The organism is Pseudomonas sp. S8 (genome assembly GCF_050473925.1).
Lineage (GTDB): Bacteria > Pseudomonadota > Gammaproteobacteria > Pseudomonadales > Pseudomonadaceae > Aquipseudomonas > Aquipseudomonas parakoreensis.
On record NZ_JBFDVZ010000016.1, the window covers coordinates 2,521,909 to 2,537,633 of the forward strand.

Annotated in this window: 16 protein-coding genes; 6 read left to right on the plus strand and 10 right to left on the minus strand. The window is 59.3% G+C overall.

The window, feature by feature from the left end:
- Window positions 1–6 precede the first annotated feature (6 nt).
- Entirely contained in the window at window positions 7–1,065 is a 1,059-nt protein-coding gene (locus tag AB1J88_RS12455) for a DUF2066 domain-containing protein (RefSeq protein WP_430291185.1), read from the minus strand.
- Between the two features lie 374 nt (window positions 1,066–1,439).
- On the opposite strand from AB1J88_RS12455, the gene purM reads away from it, so the two are divergent.
- Genes purM through AB1J88_RS12470 form a run of 3 tightly spaced genes read left to right on the plus strand, consistent with a single transcriptional unit; the run spans window position 1,440 to window position 3,870 of the window.
- Complete coding sequence (gene purM, locus AB1J88_RS12460; RefSeq protein ID WP_430291186.1) at window positions 1,440–2,498, plus strand: phosphoribosylformylglycinamidine cyclo-ligase; 1,059 nt, start codon at window positions 1,440–1,442, stop codon at window positions 2,496–2,498.
- Complete coding sequence (gene purN, locus AB1J88_RS12465; RefSeq protein WP_041074361.1) at window positions 2,498–3,148, plus strand: phosphoribosylglycinamide formyltransferase; 651 nt, start codon at window positions 2,498–2,500, stop codon at window positions 3,146–3,148. The genes purM and purN overlap by 1 nt, the downstream gene beginning before the upstream one ends.
- An 8-nt stretch (window positions 3,149–3,156) precedes the next feature.
- On the plus strand, window positions 3,157–3,870 hold the full coding sequence (locus tag AB1J88_RS12470; RefSeq protein ID WP_041074363.1) for a DUF3108 domain-containing protein: 714 nt from the start codon (window positions 3,157–3,159) through the stop codon (window positions 3,868–3,870).
- A 133-nt stretch (window positions 3,871–4,003) separates the two neighbouring features.
- Here the strand turns inward: AB1J88_RS12470 and AB1J88_RS12475 are convergent, their stop codons facing one another.
- Both AB1J88_RS12475 and AB1J88_RS12480 read right to left on the minus strand, forming a co-directional pair.
- Window positions 4,004–5,629, minus strand: a complete 1,626-nt coding sequence (locus tag AB1J88_RS12475; RefSeq protein WP_430291187.1) for a methyl-accepting chemotaxis protein — start codon at window positions 5,627–5,629, stop codon at window positions 4,004–4,006.
- Between the two features lie 130 nt (window positions 5,630–5,759).
- Window positions 5,760–6,815 (minus strand): amidohydrolase family protein, encoded by a 1,056-nt coding sequence (locus AB1J88_RS12480; protein ID WP_108182079.1) that lies wholly within the window; start codon window positions 6,813–6,815, stop codon window positions 5,760–5,762.
- Between the two features lie 129 nt (window positions 6,816–6,944).
- On the opposite strand from AB1J88_RS12480, the gene AB1J88_RS12485 reads away from it, so the two are divergent.
- Entirely contained in the window at window positions 6,945–7,361 is a 417-nt protein-coding gene (locus AB1J88_RS12485) for an OsmC family protein (protein ID WP_430291188.1), read from the plus strand.
- 61 nt (window positions 7,362–7,422) lie between these two features.
- Window positions 7,423–8,286 (plus strand): pirin family protein, encoded by an 864-nt coding sequence (locus AB1J88_RS12490; RefSeq protein ID WP_430291189.1) that lies wholly within the window; start codon window positions 7,423–7,425, stop codon window positions 8,284–8,286.
- A gap of 157 nt (window positions 8,287–8,443) precedes the next feature.
- Here the strand turns inward: AB1J88_RS12490 and AB1J88_RS12495 are convergent, their stop codons facing one another.
- From AB1J88_RS12495 to AB1J88_RS12510, 4 genes are all read right to left on the minus strand, one after another.
- Entirely contained in the window at window positions 8,444–9,172 is a 729-nt protein-coding gene (locus tag AB1J88_RS12495; protein WP_430291190.1) for a dienelactone hydrolase family protein, read from the minus strand.
- A gap of 68 nt (window positions 9,173–9,240) precedes the next feature.
- On the minus strand, window positions 9,241–11,145 hold the full coding sequence (htpG, locus tag AB1J88_RS12500; RefSeq protein WP_430291191.1) for a molecular chaperone HtpG: 1,905 nt from the start codon (window positions 11,143–11,145) through the stop codon (window positions 9,241–9,243).
- Window positions 11,146–11,226: 81 nt separating this feature from the next.
- Window positions 11,227–11,679: a PaaI family thioesterase gene (locus AB1J88_RS12505; RefSeq protein ID WP_108182076.1), complete on the minus strand. Its 453-nt coding sequence runs from the start codon at window positions 11,677–11,679 to the stop codon at window positions 11,227–11,229.
- A complete protein-coding gene (locus AB1J88_RS12510; RefSeq protein WP_222015721.1) occupies window positions 11,676–12,152 on the minus strand; it encodes a PaaI family thioesterase in 477 nt (158 codons plus the stop codon). Before AB1J88_RS12510 ends, AB1J88_RS12505 begins: the two co-directional genes overlap by 4 nt.
- Before the next feature lie 158 nt (window positions 12,153–12,310).
- On the opposite strand from AB1J88_RS12510, the gene AB1J88_RS12515 reads away from it, so the two are divergent.
- Window positions 12,311–12,547, plus strand: a complete 237-nt coding sequence (locus AB1J88_RS12515) for a hypothetical protein (protein ID WP_007962865.1) — start codon at window positions 12,311–12,313, stop codon at window positions 12,545–12,547.
- An 88-nt stretch (window positions 12,548–12,635) separates the two neighbouring features.
- Here the strand turns inward: AB1J88_RS12515 and AB1J88_RS12520 are convergent, their stop codons facing one another.
- The 3 genes from AB1J88_RS12520 to brnQ form a co-directional block, all read right to left on the minus strand.
- Window positions 12,636–13,037, minus strand: coding sequence for an MAPEG family protein (locus AB1J88_RS12520; RefSeq protein ID WP_041074377.1), 402 nt, complete (start codon window positions 13,035–13,037; stop codon window positions 12,636–12,638).
- Window positions 13,037–13,774 carry a DUF599 domain-containing protein gene (locus tag AB1J88_RS12525; RefSeq protein WP_003223022.1) on the minus strand — a complete coding sequence of 246 codons (738 nt, stop codon included), beginning with the start codon at window positions 13,772–13,774 and terminating at the stop codon, window positions 13,037–13,039. Before AB1J88_RS12525 ends, AB1J88_RS12520 begins: the two co-directional genes overlap by 1 nt.
- A gap of 257 nt (window positions 13,775–14,031) precedes the next feature.
- The gene (brnQ, locus tag AB1J88_RS12530; protein WP_430291192.1) at window positions 14,032–15,345 is read right to left on the minus strand and encodes a branched-chain amino acid transport system II carrier protein; all 1,314 of its coding nucleotides are present in this window, start codon (window positions 15,343–15,345) and stop codon (window positions 14,032–14,034) included.
- Window positions 15,346–15,725: the final 380 nt, after the last annotated feature.

A 15,725-nucleotide genomic window follows, 5' to 3' on the forward strand; every position in this document is an offset into this window, starting at 1 on the left:
AAAGACTTACCAGCGAAACCGCAACGAAGGTGCTACCGGTGCAGGCGTTGGTGCCGCAACAGGCGTCGCACCTGCGACGGCTGGCTGCGGCGCTGCTACTGGCGTAGGCGCTTCGGCCGGCAACTCCTGCAACTTCGCCAGCGACAACTGCGCGCGCAACTGATCGGCACTGCCGTTGACCCGATACACGATGCGATCACCATCGACACTTTGCAGACGCACACCAAACGGTTCGAGTAACCGCAGCAGTGTGGCGTAATGCTCAAGATTCATGCCCTGCACTTCCAGGGTCTGTTGGCCCGAAGCACCAGGCTTGGCGACAAAGCGCGGCGCCAGACGCTCGGCCACCGCCAGCATCACCGCATCGGCCAAGGCAGCCTGATCGGCACCCTGTACGCTGCCGGCCTCTTTCTGATCACCTAGCCACAGATGCCACTTGGCCTGCCACTGCCCGGCCTCTTCGTGCGCATGCACCGCCAGCAACGCATCCGCGCCGTAACGCTCCGAAGCGCCGCGCAATGGCGCGGGATCGGTGCCATCCAGCACTGGCGCGGTGGCCACCAGTTGCTCACTCAGATCCGCCAGCGGCAAACGCAGCGGCAAGCCGCGATGCTGGGCCGCAGAGCGCAACGGTGCAGCCGCTGCCTGACCGTCGCCGACCAAGCTCGAACCTTCAGTCGAATCGTTCAGCCACCAGCTCAGAATCGACGGCCGACTCGCCCCCCACAATGACAGCCCGGCGCGACGCAGCGCCTGCTCGGTGGTGGCCGGATCGAAATCGACCTTGAGCACCTCCGGCGGCCCGGCATCGAAACCGAACTGACTGATGATCTGCTGCGGATCCTTGCGAATCGCTGCCAGCCCCGGATTCTGCGGAGCCTTGGGGTCACCGGTCAGGCGCAACACCAGCGTATCCAGCGCCGCCTGCGTGGCGCGATCGCGCTCTTCCGGCGCCTGGCTGCTGACCGGCTGACGCACTTGATAGAGACCTTTGAGGTTTTCGGCATGACTCGCCAGGCTGACCACGGACAAACAACCCACAACCAACAATTTACAAAAACGCATGGAAAATTCCCGTCGACAGGAGCGGCTGGAACAGGCCGCGTGAACCGGTTAAGCAAGGCTGTGACAATCTGCCATCGCAAAACATTCACACGCTAGCGGTAAGTTTTTGCACAGTGATAACGATAGACGGTTAATCGGCACACCTTATACAGGCAGCCGCCCGGCACAATTGCAAAAAATTTCAGTCGATTATGCCCCTGCCCGTCGGCGCGAGGATGGCCGCTGCCCCTCAAGCCTGATAAAATCGCGCGCCTTCGCAGACCGGCAACAGCCGGGCACCCCGAAATTCGCGCAAGGCCATCGCCCTCTCGATTTCGATGTTCCCGCTGAACTCGGTCGTTACCCCTGAATCCCCTCCCCTAAAGGCCTGGATCATGAGCAAGCAACCCTCCCTGAGCTACAAGGACGCCGGTGTAGACATCGACGCCGGTGAAGCATTGGTCGAACGCATCAAGAGCGTCGCCAAGCGCACTGCGCGCCCGGAAGTCATGGGCGGCCTGGGCGGTTTCGGCGCCCTCTGCGAGATCCCGGCCGGTTACAAACAGCCGGTGCTGGTATCCGGTACTGATGGCGTCGGCACCAAGCTGCGCCTGGCGCTGAACCTGAACAAGCACGACAGCATCGGCCAGGACCTGGTCGCCATGTGCGTCAACGATCTGGTGGTGTGCGGCGCTGAACCGCTGTTCTTTCTCGACTACTACGCCACCGGCAAGCTGAACGTCGACGTGGCTGCCACCGTGGTCACCGGTATCGGTGCAGGCTGCGAACTGGCTGGTTGCTCTCTGGTTGGCGGCGAAACCGCTGAAATGCCTGGCATGTATGAAGGCGAAGACTACGACCTGGCCGGCTTCTGCGTCGGCGTCGTGGAAAAAGCCGACATCATCGACGGTTCGAAAGTGGCCACCGGTGACGCGCTGATCGCCCTGCCATCGTCCGGCCCGCACTCCAACGGCTACTCGCTGATCCGCAAGATCATCGAAGTGTCCGGCGCCGACATCGAAACCGTTCAGCTCGACGGCAAACCGCTGACCGACCTGCTGATGGCCCCGACCCGCATCTACGTGAAGCCGCTGCTCAAGCTGATCAAAGACACCGGCGCGGTCAAAGCCATGGCCCACATCACCGGTGGCGGCCTGCTGGACAACATCCCGCGCGTTCTGCCAAAAGGCGCTCAGGCCGTGGTTGACGTGGCCAGCTGGACTCGCCCGGCGGTCTTCGACTGGCTGCAAGAGAAAGGCAACGTTGACGAGACCGAGATGCACCGCGTACTGAACTGCGGCGTTGGCATGGTCATCTGCGTGGCTCAGGTGCACGTTGAAGTGACCCTGAACACCCTGCGTGATGCCGGCGAGCAACCTTGGGTCATCGGCCAGATCGCTGCCGCTGCCGAAGGCGCCGCTCAAGTCGAGCTGAAAAACCTCAAGGCTCACTGATGTCCCAGACCTGTGATGTCGTGGTGCTGTTGTCCGGCACCGGCAGTAACTTGCAGGCTCTGATCGACAGCACGCGGACCGGCGACAGTCCGGTCCGCATCGCCGCGGTGATTTCCAACCGCGCCGACGCCTACGGCCTGCAACGCGCCAGTGACGCGGGTATCGCCACCCGCTCGCTGGATCACAAGGCCTTCGAAGGTCGTGAGGCCTTCGATGCGGCCCTGATCGAACTGATCGACGAATTCAAACCGAAACTCGTGGTGCTGGCCGGCTTCATGCGCATTCTCAGCGCTGATTTCGTGCGTCACTACCAGGGTCGCCTGCTCAATATCCACCCGTCGCTGCTGCCCAAATACAAAGGGTTACACACTCATCAGCGGGCGCTTGAGGCCGGCGACGCGGAACACGGCTGCTCCGTGCACTTCGTCACCGAGGAACTCGATGGTGGACCACTGGTCGTACAGGCAGTAATACCGGTAGAGTTGCACGACACGCCGCAGACACTTGCGCAGCGAGTGCATGTCCAGGAACACCTGATCTACCCGATGGCTGTACGCTGGTTTGCCGAAGGCCGACTGGCACTCGGTGAGCAAGGTGCTTTACTGGATGGCCAGTTACTCGCGGCCAGCGGCCACTTGATTCGACACTAGGAGATTTTATGCGTCGCGCCCTGCTCTTCGCTTGCGCTCTGCTCGCCCTGCCCTTCGCGCAGGCGGCAGACCTTCAACCGTTCTCCGCCAGCTACACTGCCGACTGGAAACAGTTGCCCATGAGTGGCACCGCCGAACGCAGCCTGACCAAGGAAGCCAACGGCGTCTGGAAACTCAGCTTCAAGGCGTCGATGATGATCGCCAGCCTGACGGAAGAAAGCACCCTGACCCTGGACAAGGACACCCTGCTGCCGCAGTCCTACCACTTCGAACGTGGCGGTCTGGGCAAAGCGAAAAAGGCTGATCTGGACTTCGACTGGAACAGCAAGATGGTCACCGGCACCGACCGTGGCGACGCGGTGAAGATCCCGCTGAACCGTGGCATGGTCGACAAGTCGACCTATCAACTGGCGCTGCAGCACGACGTCGCCTCCGGCAAGAAGACCATGAGCTACCAGGTGGTCGATGACGGTGAAGTCGATACCTATGACTTCCGTGTACTGGGTGCCGAGAAAGTCGACACCAAGGCCGGCAAGATCGATGCAATCAAGGTCGAGCGCGTGCGCGATCCGACACAAAGCAAGCGCACCACCGTGCTGTGGTTCGCCAAGGATTGGGATTACCTGCTGGTCCGCCTGCAACAGGTTGAAACCGACGGCAAGGAGTACAACATCATGCTCCAGGACGGCACGGTCAACGGCAAAACCGTTAAAGGCAGCTGATCCGCCGCTACAACAAAAAGCCCCGCAGATGCGGGGCTTTTTTATGCCTGCAGTTTTCGCGACGACACATATCCCCCTGTGGGAGCGAGCCTGCTCGCTCCCACAGGGTTCAGCTCGATCTTCAGCGGTCAGATCAGACCGAAAATTTGGCCACCATATTGTTCAAATCCACCGCCAGCCGCGACAACTCCTGGCTCGCCGCACTGGTCTGATTAGCCCCGGCAGAAGTCTGCGTCGCCAGATCGCGAATATTCATCAGATTGCGGTCCACCTCCCGCGCCACTGCCGCCTGCTCTTCCGAGGCACTGGCGATCACCAGGTTGCGCTCGTTGATCAAGGTGAACGCCGAGGCGATTTCTTCCAGCGCCTCACCCGCCGCCTTCGCCAGTTCCAGCGTTGAATTGGCGCGAAGGCTGCTCTGCTGCATCGAATTGACCGCCGAATCGGTGCCCTGCTGGATACCGCCGATCATCTGCTCGATTTCCTGGGTCGATTGTTGCGTGCGGTGCGCCAACGCCCGCACTTCATCGGCCACCACCGCGAAGCCGCGACCGGCATCGCCGGCCCGCGCGGCCTCGATCGCAGCGTTTAGCGCCAGCAGATTGGTCTGCTCGGCAATCGAGCGGATCACATCCAGCACCTTGCTGATGCCGTGAACCTTCTGCGCCAGATCCTCCACCTGCGTGGCATTCGACGTGACGTCATCTGCCAGGGATTCGATTGATGTCACGGTCTGCCGGACCTGCTCGCGACCACGCTGGGCGATGCGATCAGACTCGCGTGACGCCTCGGACGTCGCCACCGCATTGCTCGCCACTTCCTCAACGGCAGCCGTCATCTGATTGACCGCGGTGGCGGCCTGTTCAATCTCCAGGCTCTGCTGGTGCAGCCCACGTGTGGCGTCTTCGGTGACACAACTCAGCTCCTCCGAAGCCGAAGCCAACTGACTGGACGACTCGGAAATCTGCCGGATGGTGTCGCGCAGGTTGTGCTGCATGCTTTTCAGCGCCTGCAGCAGCCGCGCCGGTTCGTCCTTGCCGGAGATATTGATATCGCCCGTCAGATCGCCACCGGCCACCACTTCCGCCACGCCCAGCGACTGCGTCAGAGGCAAGACGATGCTGCGGGTCAGCAACAACGCCAGACCGATGGTGATCAGCGCAGTGATGCCCATCATCACCCCGACCCACACCCGCGAATTGATGAAGACCAGGCGCGCCGCTTCGGTGGCAAGGTTGGCGTTGTGCTTGTTCAGCTCGACCAACTCTTTGAGGGTGACCGCCATGTCGTCCGCCAAGGGGCTCATCTCACCGTTGAGAATGGCCGCCGCCTCCTCCACCCGATTCTGCGCGGACAACTGCATGACTTGTGCCTGAAACTCCAGATACTGGTGCTCGGCGACCTTGAAGCGGTCGAACAACTTGCGCTCTTCGGGCAGCACGATCAACACGTCATAGCGTTGCTGGGCTTCGCTCAACACACCGCGCAGGTCATTGAGCTTGGCAACATTCTGCGCCAGCGCCTGCGGATCCCGATTGAGCAACAGACGCATGGTCAGCGCACGCAGGCGCAGCATGTCCTGACTCATCTCGCCAACCGCCATCACGCTCGGCAGCCAGTTGTTGTCGACCTCATCCGACTGGGCGCGCATGTTCGACATTTGCAGCAGGGCGAACGCCCCCAAGGCAAACACCATCAAGGCCAACACACCAAAACCCAGGCCGGCACGCGGCGCAATATTGAGACTACGGATGCTCATTACTCTGGTTCCTTCCAAAAGCGCTGCATCAACCCTGCAGCTGGTTGCTCTAGAAGGTATCGGCCCCGCGCAAATTTGCGTAAGACGAAAAGGTGATATCAAAAGGCCTTGATACTTCGAACCCTCGGCATTAACGATTCAGCGCGGATTTCCCGGACTTTGCTGCTGTTCGCGGCAATATCGCCAGGAAATTATCCCGGGCGACTTTACGCGCCACGTCTTCGGGCAAGGCATCAAGGAACGGCGTGAAACTGCGCATTTCCTCACCGAGCTTGTTGAATCGGCCTACAACATCCGAACCCAGCATAAAGCGCTCAGGGTATTTCTCCACCAATGCCAGCCATTGCGCACGCGGCTTGCCCTGCTCATCCAGCAGATACGGCGTGAGCATGCTCCACGACAGATCGATGAACAGATTCGGGTAAGCCTCCAACATCCGGCTGACGGTGGGCAGAAGGAATTCCAGCTGCGTCTGGTGCCGATGGATCTCCGCACTGGTGCCGGCGTGCGCCCAGATGAACCGGGTGTGCGGGTGATTTCGCAGCGGTTCTTCGACTTCCTTCAGGTACAGCGGATTTTTCTCACGCTTGGAGGTGATGTTGGAATGCAGCATCACCGGCAGATCGTTTTCGGCGGCCAGGTGATATATCCGCTTCATCGCTTCGTTATTGGCCCGAGGGGTATCGCCAGCGGTCAGTGCCGTCAGGTCATCATGGCGGGTGAACACTTCGCCGATGCCCTGCCACAGACCCGGATACAGATCGAGCAGGCGCTGGATGTGTGCGGCAGAGTTCTTGTCGTTAGGGTTGAAGCCCGAGAGGAATGGATGAAAGTGCAGACGCTGCTCCGGCGTCAGTTTCTGCACGGCATCGGCAACGATCACGTCGGTGGCGCTGTACCAGTAGGCGTCGGCGTCATCACCGGCGTAATAGCGTGGACGTTTGGGTTCGTCTTCATGCCATTTCTTCGCCACGGGAATGCCGGAAATCATCACATGGTCGATGGAATTGTCCTGCATGGCCGTGAGCAATTTCGCCATGCCGGCGGTCTCCTGGAAAAAATCCACATAGTGCAGGTGCGCATCGCTGTAAGTGTAATCGCGGGCGCTGGCGGTACCGGCACATGCCAGCAGGCAGGCAAGACTCAAACGAAACAGGGACACAAGTAATCTCCGACAGGTAGGCATAGCCTAGACCTTGAGCCGACAACAAGGGTTCATCCTGCAGGAAAGTGGAACGCGGCTCTGTGGGAATGCTCTATAACTGCAAGGTCTTTTTTGATCGCACGACTTTTTCCTACTGCCAGTGAGGTTGCCATGACTGTTACCGTCAATACCGTCTCCGCCGAAGGTTTTCGTCACACCGTACGGATCGATGACCACGAATTGTTTGCCGACGTGCCGAAGTCTGCCGGCGGCGAAGGCTCGGCACCCGAGCCACACGACTACTTCGACGCCGCGCTCGGTGCCTGCAAAGCCCTGACCCTGAAAATGTACGCGAAGAAGAAAGACATCCCGCTGACCGGCGTGGGTGTCGAGGTCAAACGCGACAACAGCGAAGAGCAGAAAGGCAAATATGCCCTGCATGTGACGCTTACCCTCAAGGGCGTCCTCACCGATGCCCAGCGTGAAGAACTGCTGCGCGTCGCCGATCGCTGCCCGATCCACAAACTGATGACCACCACCGACGTCAGCATCGAAACCCACGCTCCACAAGGCTTCGACAGCCAGTAATCACCCTCTTGCCAGCGGCGGGTTATGCTTCTGGCATCACCCGCTCAGCCTGGAATGCACCATGGATACGCAACCACTGATCATCCGCCCGCGCGCCGAAGACGTCGAAGGCCAGCCGATCCTGCGCCCGCTGCCGTCAGCCAAATGCCGCAGCGTCGGGCCATTTGTATTTTTCGACCACATGCTCGAGACGGTTTATCCGACGGGCAAAGGCATGAACATCCGACAGCATCCGCACATTGGTCTGTCGACCCTGACCTACCTCTTCGAAGGGCAGATCCAGCACAAGGACAGCCTTGGCTCCGATCAAGTGGTCAGCGCCGGCGATGTCAGCTGGATGACCGCCGGCAGTGCGATTGCCCATGTCGAGCGCACGCCCGCGCCGTTGTGGGCGCAAAGCTTCACGATGCACGGTTTGCAGATCTGGCTGGCTTCGCCCAAGGATCATGAGCAAGGCCCTGGGCATTACAGCCATCACCCGGCCGCAACCTTGCCGGTCAGCGATAACCTTGGCGTGCAGATTCGGATGATTGCCGGGTCAGGCTTTTGCCTGGAATCGCCGGTGCCGGTGCTTTCTCCTACGCTGTATGCCGAAGTGAAGATGCAGACCGCGACCACACTGCTGATCCCGACCGAGCACGCAGAACGCGCGGTGTATGTGCTGAGTGGCGATGCGCAATTGAATGGCGAGCCCCTCGAACCCCACGCGCTGGCGGTGTTGCCGGGCGGGGAAGCGATGAGTCTGTTTGCCGAGAGCGATGTGCACGCGGTGGTGTTTGGCGGCGCAGCACTGGACGGGCCACGGCGGATCAACTGGAATTTCGTCGCGAGCGATCCGGCGGCGATCGATGAGGCGCGGCGCAAGTGGGCGGCCGGGGATTGGCCGACGGTACCGGGGGAAGTTGAGCGGATTGAATTGCCTTAGCTCTGTGTCGCCTGTTAGTCAGCCATCGCTGGCAAGCCAGCTCCCACAGGTTTAGCGCCGGACAAATATCCAGCAAACGAATCGAACACTGTGGGAGCTGGCTTGCCAGCGATGAGGCCAGATCAGGCACCGACCGAGTCAATGCCTGACTGCACAATCAGCCTTTGAACACTTCTTCCAGCAAATCATGCATCGACTTGAACGCACGCTGGGCGGTCTTCGCGTCGTACATCATCTTGCCTGGCACATTGGCATGCGGATCGGTGAATGAGTGCACCGCACCGCCATAGCTGAGCAACTGCCAATCGACCTTCGCCGCGTTCATTTCATCTTCGAACGCCGGCAATTGCTCTTTCGGCACCAACGGGTCGGAAGCGCCGTGCAGCACCAGCACCGAGCCCTTGATGTTCTTTGCATCCGCCGGATTCGGCGAATCCAGCGTGCCGTGGAACGACACCGCCGCCTTCACCGGCGCACCGGTACGCGCCAGATCCAGCGCACAGCAACCACCGAAGCAGAACCCGAACACTGCCAGCTTCGAGGTATCGACCGCCGCCTCGCCCTGCTTCTGCAATTGTTCGAACGCCGCCTGCATACGCTTGCGCAGCAGTGCACGATCGTTCTTCAGCGGCATCATCGCCGCGCCGGCCTCGTCAGCGTTCTGCGGACGTACTGCCTGGCCATACACGTCAGCAATCAACACCACGTAGCCCTTGGCCGCGACCGATTTGGCGATTTCTTCCGCCCCGGCGCTGACGCCCATCCAGTTCGGTGCCATCAACAGGCCCGGGCGTGCGCCCTTGTGCTCGGCGTCGAACGCCAGACGACCTTCATAGGGCTGACCATCCAACTGATAGACCACGGAACGAACAGTAACTTGGCTCATTTCTGACTCCTGATTAGTTAAACACCAGAATGAAAAAACCCGCCGAAGCGGGTTTTTCTACATCGTGATTAGGCTGACAGCTCAACCAGCAGCTTGTTCAGACGGGTCACATAAGCGGCCGGGTCTTTCAAGCTTTCGCCAGCCGCCAGAGCGGCCTGATCGAAGAGGATGTGCGACAGGTCGCCAAAACGCGCTTCGTTCTGCTCGCCATCGAGTTTCTCGATCAGCGGGTGGCTCGGGTTGAATTCGAAGATCGGCTTCGACTCCGGCACTTTTTGTCCGCTGGCTTCGAGGATCTGGCGCATTTGCAGGCCCAGGTCCTGTTCGCCGATGGCCAGAATGGCTGGCGAGTCGGTCAGACGATGAGAGACGCGAACCTCAGCAACGGAATCGCCCAGCGCGGTTTTCAGACGCTCGACCAGACCTTCCTTGGATTTCGCGACTTCTTCTGCGGCTTTCTTGTCCTCTTCCGAGTCCAGGTTGCCCAGATCGAGGTCACCGCGTGCCACGTCGACAAAGGTCTTGCCGTCGAATTCGCTGAGGTAGCTCATCAGCCACTCGTCGATACGGTCGGTCAGCAGCAGCACTTCGATGCCTTTCTTGCGGAAGACTTCCAGGTGCGGGCTGTTCTTGACCTGCGCGTAGGTTTCACCGGTGAGGTAGTAGATCTTGTCCTGACCTTCCTTGGCGCGCGCCAGGTAGTCAGCCAGACCGACGATCTGCTCGCCGTCACCTTCGGTGGTCGATGCGAAGCGCAGCAGACCGGCAATTTTTTCCTTGTTGGCGAAATCTTCTGCCGGGCCTTCTTTCATGACCTGACCGAAGTTTTTCCAGAAGCCCTTGTATTGCTCAGGCTCGTTCTTCGCCAGCTTTTCCAGCATGTCCAGCACGCGCTTGGTCAGCGCCGACTTCATCGAGTCGATGATCGGGTCTTTCTGCAGGATTTCCCGCGACACGTTCAGCGACAGGTCGTTGGAATCGACCACACCCTTGATGAAGCGCAGGTACAGCGGCAGGAACGACTCGGCCTGATCCATCACGAACACGCGCTGCACGTAGAGCTTCAGGCCTTTCGGCGCTTCACGCTGGTACAGGTCGAACGGCGCACGGGCCGGCACGTACAGCAGCGAGCTGTACTCGAGCTTGCCTTCGACCTTGTTGTGGCTCCAGGCCAGCGGGTTTTCGAAGTCGTGAGCGATGTGCTTGTAGAACTCCTGGTATTCCTCGTCCTTCACTTCAGTGCGCGGACGGGTCCACAGGGCGCTGGCGCGGTTGACGGTTTCCCATTCAACGGCAGGCTTCTCTTCGCCTTCAGCGGCAGTGACTTCTTTCGGCAGCTCGATCGGCAGCGCGATGTGGTCGGAGTATTTCTTGATGATGTTGCGCAGACGCCAGCCGTCGGCGAACTCGTCTTCACCGGATTTCAGGTGCAGGACGATGCGGGTGCCGCGTTCTGGCTTGTCGATGGTGGCGACTTCGAATTCGCCCTCGCCTTTCGACGACCAGTGCACGCCTTCGCTGGCAGGAGTGCCGGCGCGACGGGAATACACATCAACCTGGTCGGCAACGATGAACGCCGAGTAGAAGCCGACACCGAATTGGCCGATCAGGTGCGAATCTTTCTTCTGATCGCCCGAGAGATTCTTCATGAAATCGGCGGTGCCCGACTTGGCGATGGTCCCCAGGTGGGTGATCACATCGTCACGGTTCATGCCGATACCGTTGTCTTCGAGGGTGACGGTCTTGGCGTCCTTGTCGAAGCTCACACGGATTTTCAGTTCAGCGCCACCTTCGAGCAATTCCGGCTTGGCCAGAGCTTCGAAGCGCAGCTTGTCGACAGCGTCAGAGGCGTTCGAGATCAATTCGCGAAGGAAGATTTCCTTGTTGGAATACAGCGAATGGATCATGAGGTGCAGCAGCTGCTTTACCTCGGTCTGGAAGCCCAGGGTTTCCTTTTGAGTTTCCACACTCATGGTCATCAAACTCCAATCAGATGGCAGTGGCCGCGACCCGGAGGGTCGGCGGCGGGTTGTTCACTGAGTTGGGGGCAGCGTTCAGGATTTCAAGGGCTCATCGATTTTGAAGTGTGCACGGGCGGTGGCGATCGGTTCGCTCTCGGTACTTTGCCAGGCCGCAATGGCGACGTTGGCCACGCGCCGGCCCTGACGGCAGACCTGACATTTGGCCCAAGTGTCGCGAAACTGCCCGGCGCGCAGGTAATCCAGGGAAAAATCGATGATCTTCGGTACCCCGGGCGCTCCGGTGAAGATCAACAAATGCAACGCGGCTGCCAGCTCCATGAATCCGGCGATCACCCCGCCATGGATCGCAGGCAATAAAGGGTTACCAATGTTGTCCTTGTTCGCCGGCAGCTTGAACAGCAGGTCATCACCGACTCGCGAGCATTCGACGCCGATCAGCCCGGCGTAGGGAATCATCTGCAGCAAAGGCGCGTAATCGCCCTGGGCGTGAGCCAGCAGCAGTTGTTGCTTCCAGTCATCGCTCATCGAAGTTCTCCTTTGATCCTGCCACCAAATCCCTGGGAGCCTTTCAGCCCCTTGCCCATGCGCATGAACGTGCCAACAACATGGGCTATGGGTTGCTGCGGATCGTCCTGATAGGCAAAACCGCGAGCGAAGATCACATCGGTGGTGACCCGATAACACTCGGCGAAACCGTAGACGTCCTTGTTCGGCTCGGCGGCGTGCATGTAGTCGATGCGCAGGTCCAAGGTCGGGCAGACTTCGAATTCCGGGAGCACGCACAATGTGGACATACCGCATGCAGTGTCCATCAGCGAAGTAATCGCGCCGCCGTGGATGACCCCGGTTTGCGGATTGCCAACGATTTGCGCGCTGTACGGCAGCTTCACCGTCAGCCCTTCGCTGCTGGCGCTGTGCACCGTCAAACCGAGCACCTGACAATGGCGCAGGGCCGAGAGAAAGCGTGTCGCGCGCTCAAAAACGGGGTTTTCAGCCATTTGATAATTACTCTCGTTAGAGCCTTTTGCCAGTAGTAAGCAATACGGCAAAAGTTCCACTGAAAAACAAACTTATATATCTGAACAAAATGAGGAACTTAACCTTTGGCGCTGCGCTCTTAAGGCCAGTAGTTATTTTCCATAAGGAGAAACACCCCATGCGTAAGACTTTAGCTATTGCCTTGATGTTGACCGCTTCCCTCGGTCTCGCTGCCTGCGATAAAAAATCCGAGGACAAAGCTCAAGATGCCAACCAACATGCTGAGCAAGCTCAGCAAGACATGAACAAAGCTCAGGATAAAGTGAACGACGCAGCAAAAGAAAACGCCGAAGCTGCCAAAGCTCAGGCTGAATCGAATCAAGCTGCTCAAGAAGAAGCTGCCAAGAAGCAATAATTGCGACTTGATGCAGAAAAAGAAAACCCGCCAAGTGCGGGTTTTCTTTTGCCTGTGATTTTTGGTCAGTCTTGGCTTAGAGGCTTTCTTAGAGCAATACGGTTCTAAAAGTCGGACTAATCATCAGCAACAAACTGCAGAGCAGGCCGACCAGCCACACCAGACTGCGCAGGGCTGGTTTATCCGCCAGATACAACCACACGTAAAGAATCCGCGCGATCACAAAGATGATTGCCAGAGCATCAATCAACCAGCCTTGGGTTTGCGTGGTGTGCGCCATCAGCACACCCACGGCGAACAGGATGAACGCTTCGATGCAGTTCTGATGCGCCGCCAGCGCCCGCGCGCCATAACCAGTGAGTTGCGCCTGTTGTTGGCGCGGCAGGTGGTTGTTGTAACCGCCCTGCTCTTTCATGGCTTTACCCACCGGCATACGCGCGATGTAGATCAACAATGCACTGATAAACACACACCAGAACGGAATACTCATCAAGCGGCCTCTTTATTGGTTTCGGGTAATGGCGCCTCTGTAGGGGTATAGACCATCACATCGAGCACGTCGGAGTGAAACTCGCGGCGGTACAACACTAGAACCACACCGGCACTCATCAACATGAACAACCACGGGCTGACAAACCACGCCAGCATGCTCATGCCGAAGTAGTAGGAACGCAGACCGAAGTTGAACTGGTTGGCCGCCATCGAAATCACCCGTGCCGCCCGCAGTGCGAACGCCTTGCGCTCCTGCTCGGACACTTGGCGCTCGCCAATCATTGGCGCTGAGCCGACCAGTACCGCGGCAAAGTTGTACTGACGCATGCACCAACTGAACGTGAAAAACGCATAGACGAACACCAGCGCCAGGCACAGCAACTTGATCTCCGACATGCCCTGCGATGCCTGCTGCACCATCGGGATATCCGCCAGCAACGACACGGCGCGTTCGGACGCACCGAGCACGGTCAGAATACCGGCAAGAATAATCAGGGTGCTGGAGGCGAAGAACGAGGCGTTACGCTCCAGATTGCCGATAACGCTGGCGTCGGCGATGCGGTTGTCACGCAGGAGCATGCGGCGCATCCAGTCTTCGCGATACAGGTGCAACACACTGGCCAGACACGCAGTGTCGCGGGCCTTCCACGACGCATAACGGGTGTAGCCGCCCCAGCAGATGACAAACCAGAGCGCGGCCAGCAGGTGGATCAGGTTGGCTTGGATAAACGACATGCAATTCCCTGTGGAGTATGGATGCTACCTGTGGGAGCGAGCCTGCTCGCGAAAGCGGCGTATCGCACAACATTGATGGCGGCTGACACAACGCTTTCGCGAGCAGGCTCGCTCCCACATTAAGACTTCGGCAACCTTTCGACGTTAGCTCGCGAAAAAAGACACTGCCAGACGCCCATAAAAAATGCCCCGTATCGATTGATACGGGGCATTTCTGTTTAAGCGCTGAAGACCCGCTTGTGGCGGGTCAGACAACGTCAGGCAACGGCTTCGCTGCGCTTGCCCAGCAGGCGATCGCAGACCACGGCGACCACCAGTGTCATCACGCATGGCACCAGCCAGGCCAAACCCTGCTCACTCAGCGGCAGGTGCGCCAGCTGCGAAGGCATCCAGTCAGCCAGACCGGCGCCCTTGAGCGCGTCGATGGTGCCGAACAGGAACGACACCAGCATGACCGGGCCGAGGATCCGCCCGTGTTCATGCCAGAAGTCCTTGCAGAAGCTCAGGGCCACCAGAACGATGCACGGCGGGTAGATTGCGGTCAGTACCGGGATCGAGAACGCGATCAGCTTGGTCAGGCCCAGGTTCGACACCAGCAGCGAGAACGCGGCCAGGATGATCACCAGGGTCTTGTAGGACAGTGGCAGTACGCGACTGAAGTATTCGGCGCAGGCGCAGGTCAGACCGACCGCCGTGACCAGACAGGCCAGGGAGATCAGCACCGCGAGGAAACCGCTGCCCAGCGAACCGAAGGTGTGTTGCACGTAAGCATGCAGCACTGCCGCGCCGTTAGTGGCACCGACCGCGACTTCATGGCTGCCGGAGCCAAGGCGGAACAGGCTGATGTACACCAGCGCCAGACCGACACCGGCGATCAGGCCGGCAATGATCGCGTAACGGGTGATCAGCGCAGGCGACTCGACGCCACGGGAGCGGATCGCGTTGACGATGACGATGCCGAAGACCAGCGCGCCGAGGGTATCCATGGTCAGGTAACCATTGATGAAGCCCTGGGAGAACGGTGCCGCGACGTATTCAGGCGTAGCCTGGCCAATATCACCGGCCGGCAAGGCGAACGCGGCGATGCCGAGTACCGCCAGGGCGATGATTTTCAGCGGCGCGAGGAAACGCCCCACGGTATCGAGCAGACGGCCCGGATACAGCGAGATGAAGAACACCAACAGGAAGTACACCGAGCTGTAGAGGAACAGCGCCAGCGGACTTTCGCCGGTCAGTGGCGCCAGACCCACTTCAAAGGAGACGGTCGCAGTCCGCGGGGTGGCGAACAACGGGCCGACCGCCAGGTAGCACGCCGCGGCGAGGACACCACCGGCGATCTTGCCAATCGGGCTGCTCAGCGCATCCATCGCACCCCCGACCTTGGCCAGAGCGACAACCGTGACCACCGGCAGGCCGACTGCCGTGATCAAAAAGCCCAGCGCCGCCATCCAGACGTTAGATCCGGACTGCAGGCCGACGATAGGCGGGAAAATGATGTTGCCGGCCCCGACAAACAGGGCAAATGTCATAAAGCCCAGTGCCAGGATGTCCTGACCTTTCAAAACTTTCATTAAGGAAATACCACACTACTGAATCGGAATTTAGAGGGGGATTTCCCTTTTGGGTCAGGGAAATGCTGTCAGTCCGTATGGGGCTGACCCGTTTAGCGCGTTGCATGCCTTGTGGGCGGCAGACGCAAAAATGGCTGCTAGCCTAACGAATTTGTCTGACAAACGCACTGTTTGAGGGCGAACTATCCGATACACGACGTGTCGGTGTCGCGTTTACGCATCTAAATTTCATAAAGAACGCAAAGATCAAAAGATCGCAGCCTTCGGCAGCTCCTACACAGGATCATCTGTAGGAGCTGCCGAAGGCTGCGATCTTTTGATCTTCAGAAACAACAAAGGCCACCCGAAGGTGGCCTTTGTCTGGTGAAGCGTCAGTCAAG

Coding starts and splice junctions, on each gene's coding strand:
- AB1J88_RS12455 (WP_430291185.1), bottom strand. CDS start 1,065: ATGCGTTTTTGTAAATTGTTGGTTGTGGGTTGTTTGTCCGTGGTCAGC.
- purM (WP_430291186.1), top strand. CDS start 1,440: ATGAGCAAGCAACCCTCCCTGAGCTACAAGGACGCCGGTGTAGACATC.
- purN (WP_041074361.1), top strand. CDS start 2,498: ATGTCCCAGACCTGTGATGTCGTGGTGCTGTTGTCCGGCACCGGCAGT.
- AB1J88_RS12470 (WP_041074363.1), top strand. CDS start 3,157: ATGCGTCGCGCCCTGCTCTTCGCTTGCGCTCTGCTCGCCCTGCCCTTC.
- AB1J88_RS12475 (WP_430291187.1), bottom strand. CDS start 5,629: ATGAGCATCCGTAGTCTCAATATTGCGCCGCGTGCCGGCCTGGGTTTT.
- AB1J88_RS12480 (WP_108182079.1), bottom strand. CDS start 6,815: ATGCCTACCTGTCGGAGATTACTTGTGTCCCTGTTTCGTTTGAGTCTT.
- AB1J88_RS12485 (WP_430291188.1), top strand. CDS start 6,945: ATGACTGTTACCGTCAATACCGTCTCCGCCGAAGGTTTTCGTCACACC.
- AB1J88_RS12490 (WP_430291189.1), top strand. CDS start 7,423: ATGGATACGCAACCACTGATCATCCGCCCGCGCGCCGAAGACGTCGAA.
- AB1J88_RS12495 (WP_430291190.1), bottom strand. CDS start 9,172: ATGAGCCAAGTTACTGTTCGTTCCGTGGTCTATCAGTTGGATGGTCAG.
- htpG (WP_430291191.1), bottom strand. CDS start 11,145: ATGAGTGTGGAAACTCAAAAGGAAACCCTGGGCTTCCAGACCGAGGTA.
- AB1J88_RS12505 (WP_108182076.1), bottom strand. CDS start 11,679: ATGAGCGATGACTGGAAGCAACAACTGCTGCTGGCTCACGCCCAGGGC.
- AB1J88_RS12510 (WP_222015721.1), bottom strand. CDS start 12,152: ATGGCTGAAAACCCCGTTTTTGAGCGCGCGACACGCTTTCTCTCGGCC.
- AB1J88_RS12515 (WP_007962865.1), top strand. CDS start 12,311: ATGCGTAAGACTTTAGCTATTGCCTTGATGTTGACCGCTTCCCTCGGT.
- AB1J88_RS12520 (WP_041074377.1), bottom strand. CDS start 13,037: ATGAGTATTCCGTTCTGGTGTGTGTTTATCAGTGCATTGTTGATCTAC.
- AB1J88_RS12525 (WP_003223022.1), bottom strand. CDS start 13,774: ATGTCGTTTATCCAAGCCAACCTGATCCACCTGCTGGCCGCGCTCTGG.
- brnQ (WP_430291192.1), bottom strand. CDS start 15,345: ATGAAAGTTTTGAAAGGTCAGGACATCCTGGCACTGGGCTTTATGACA.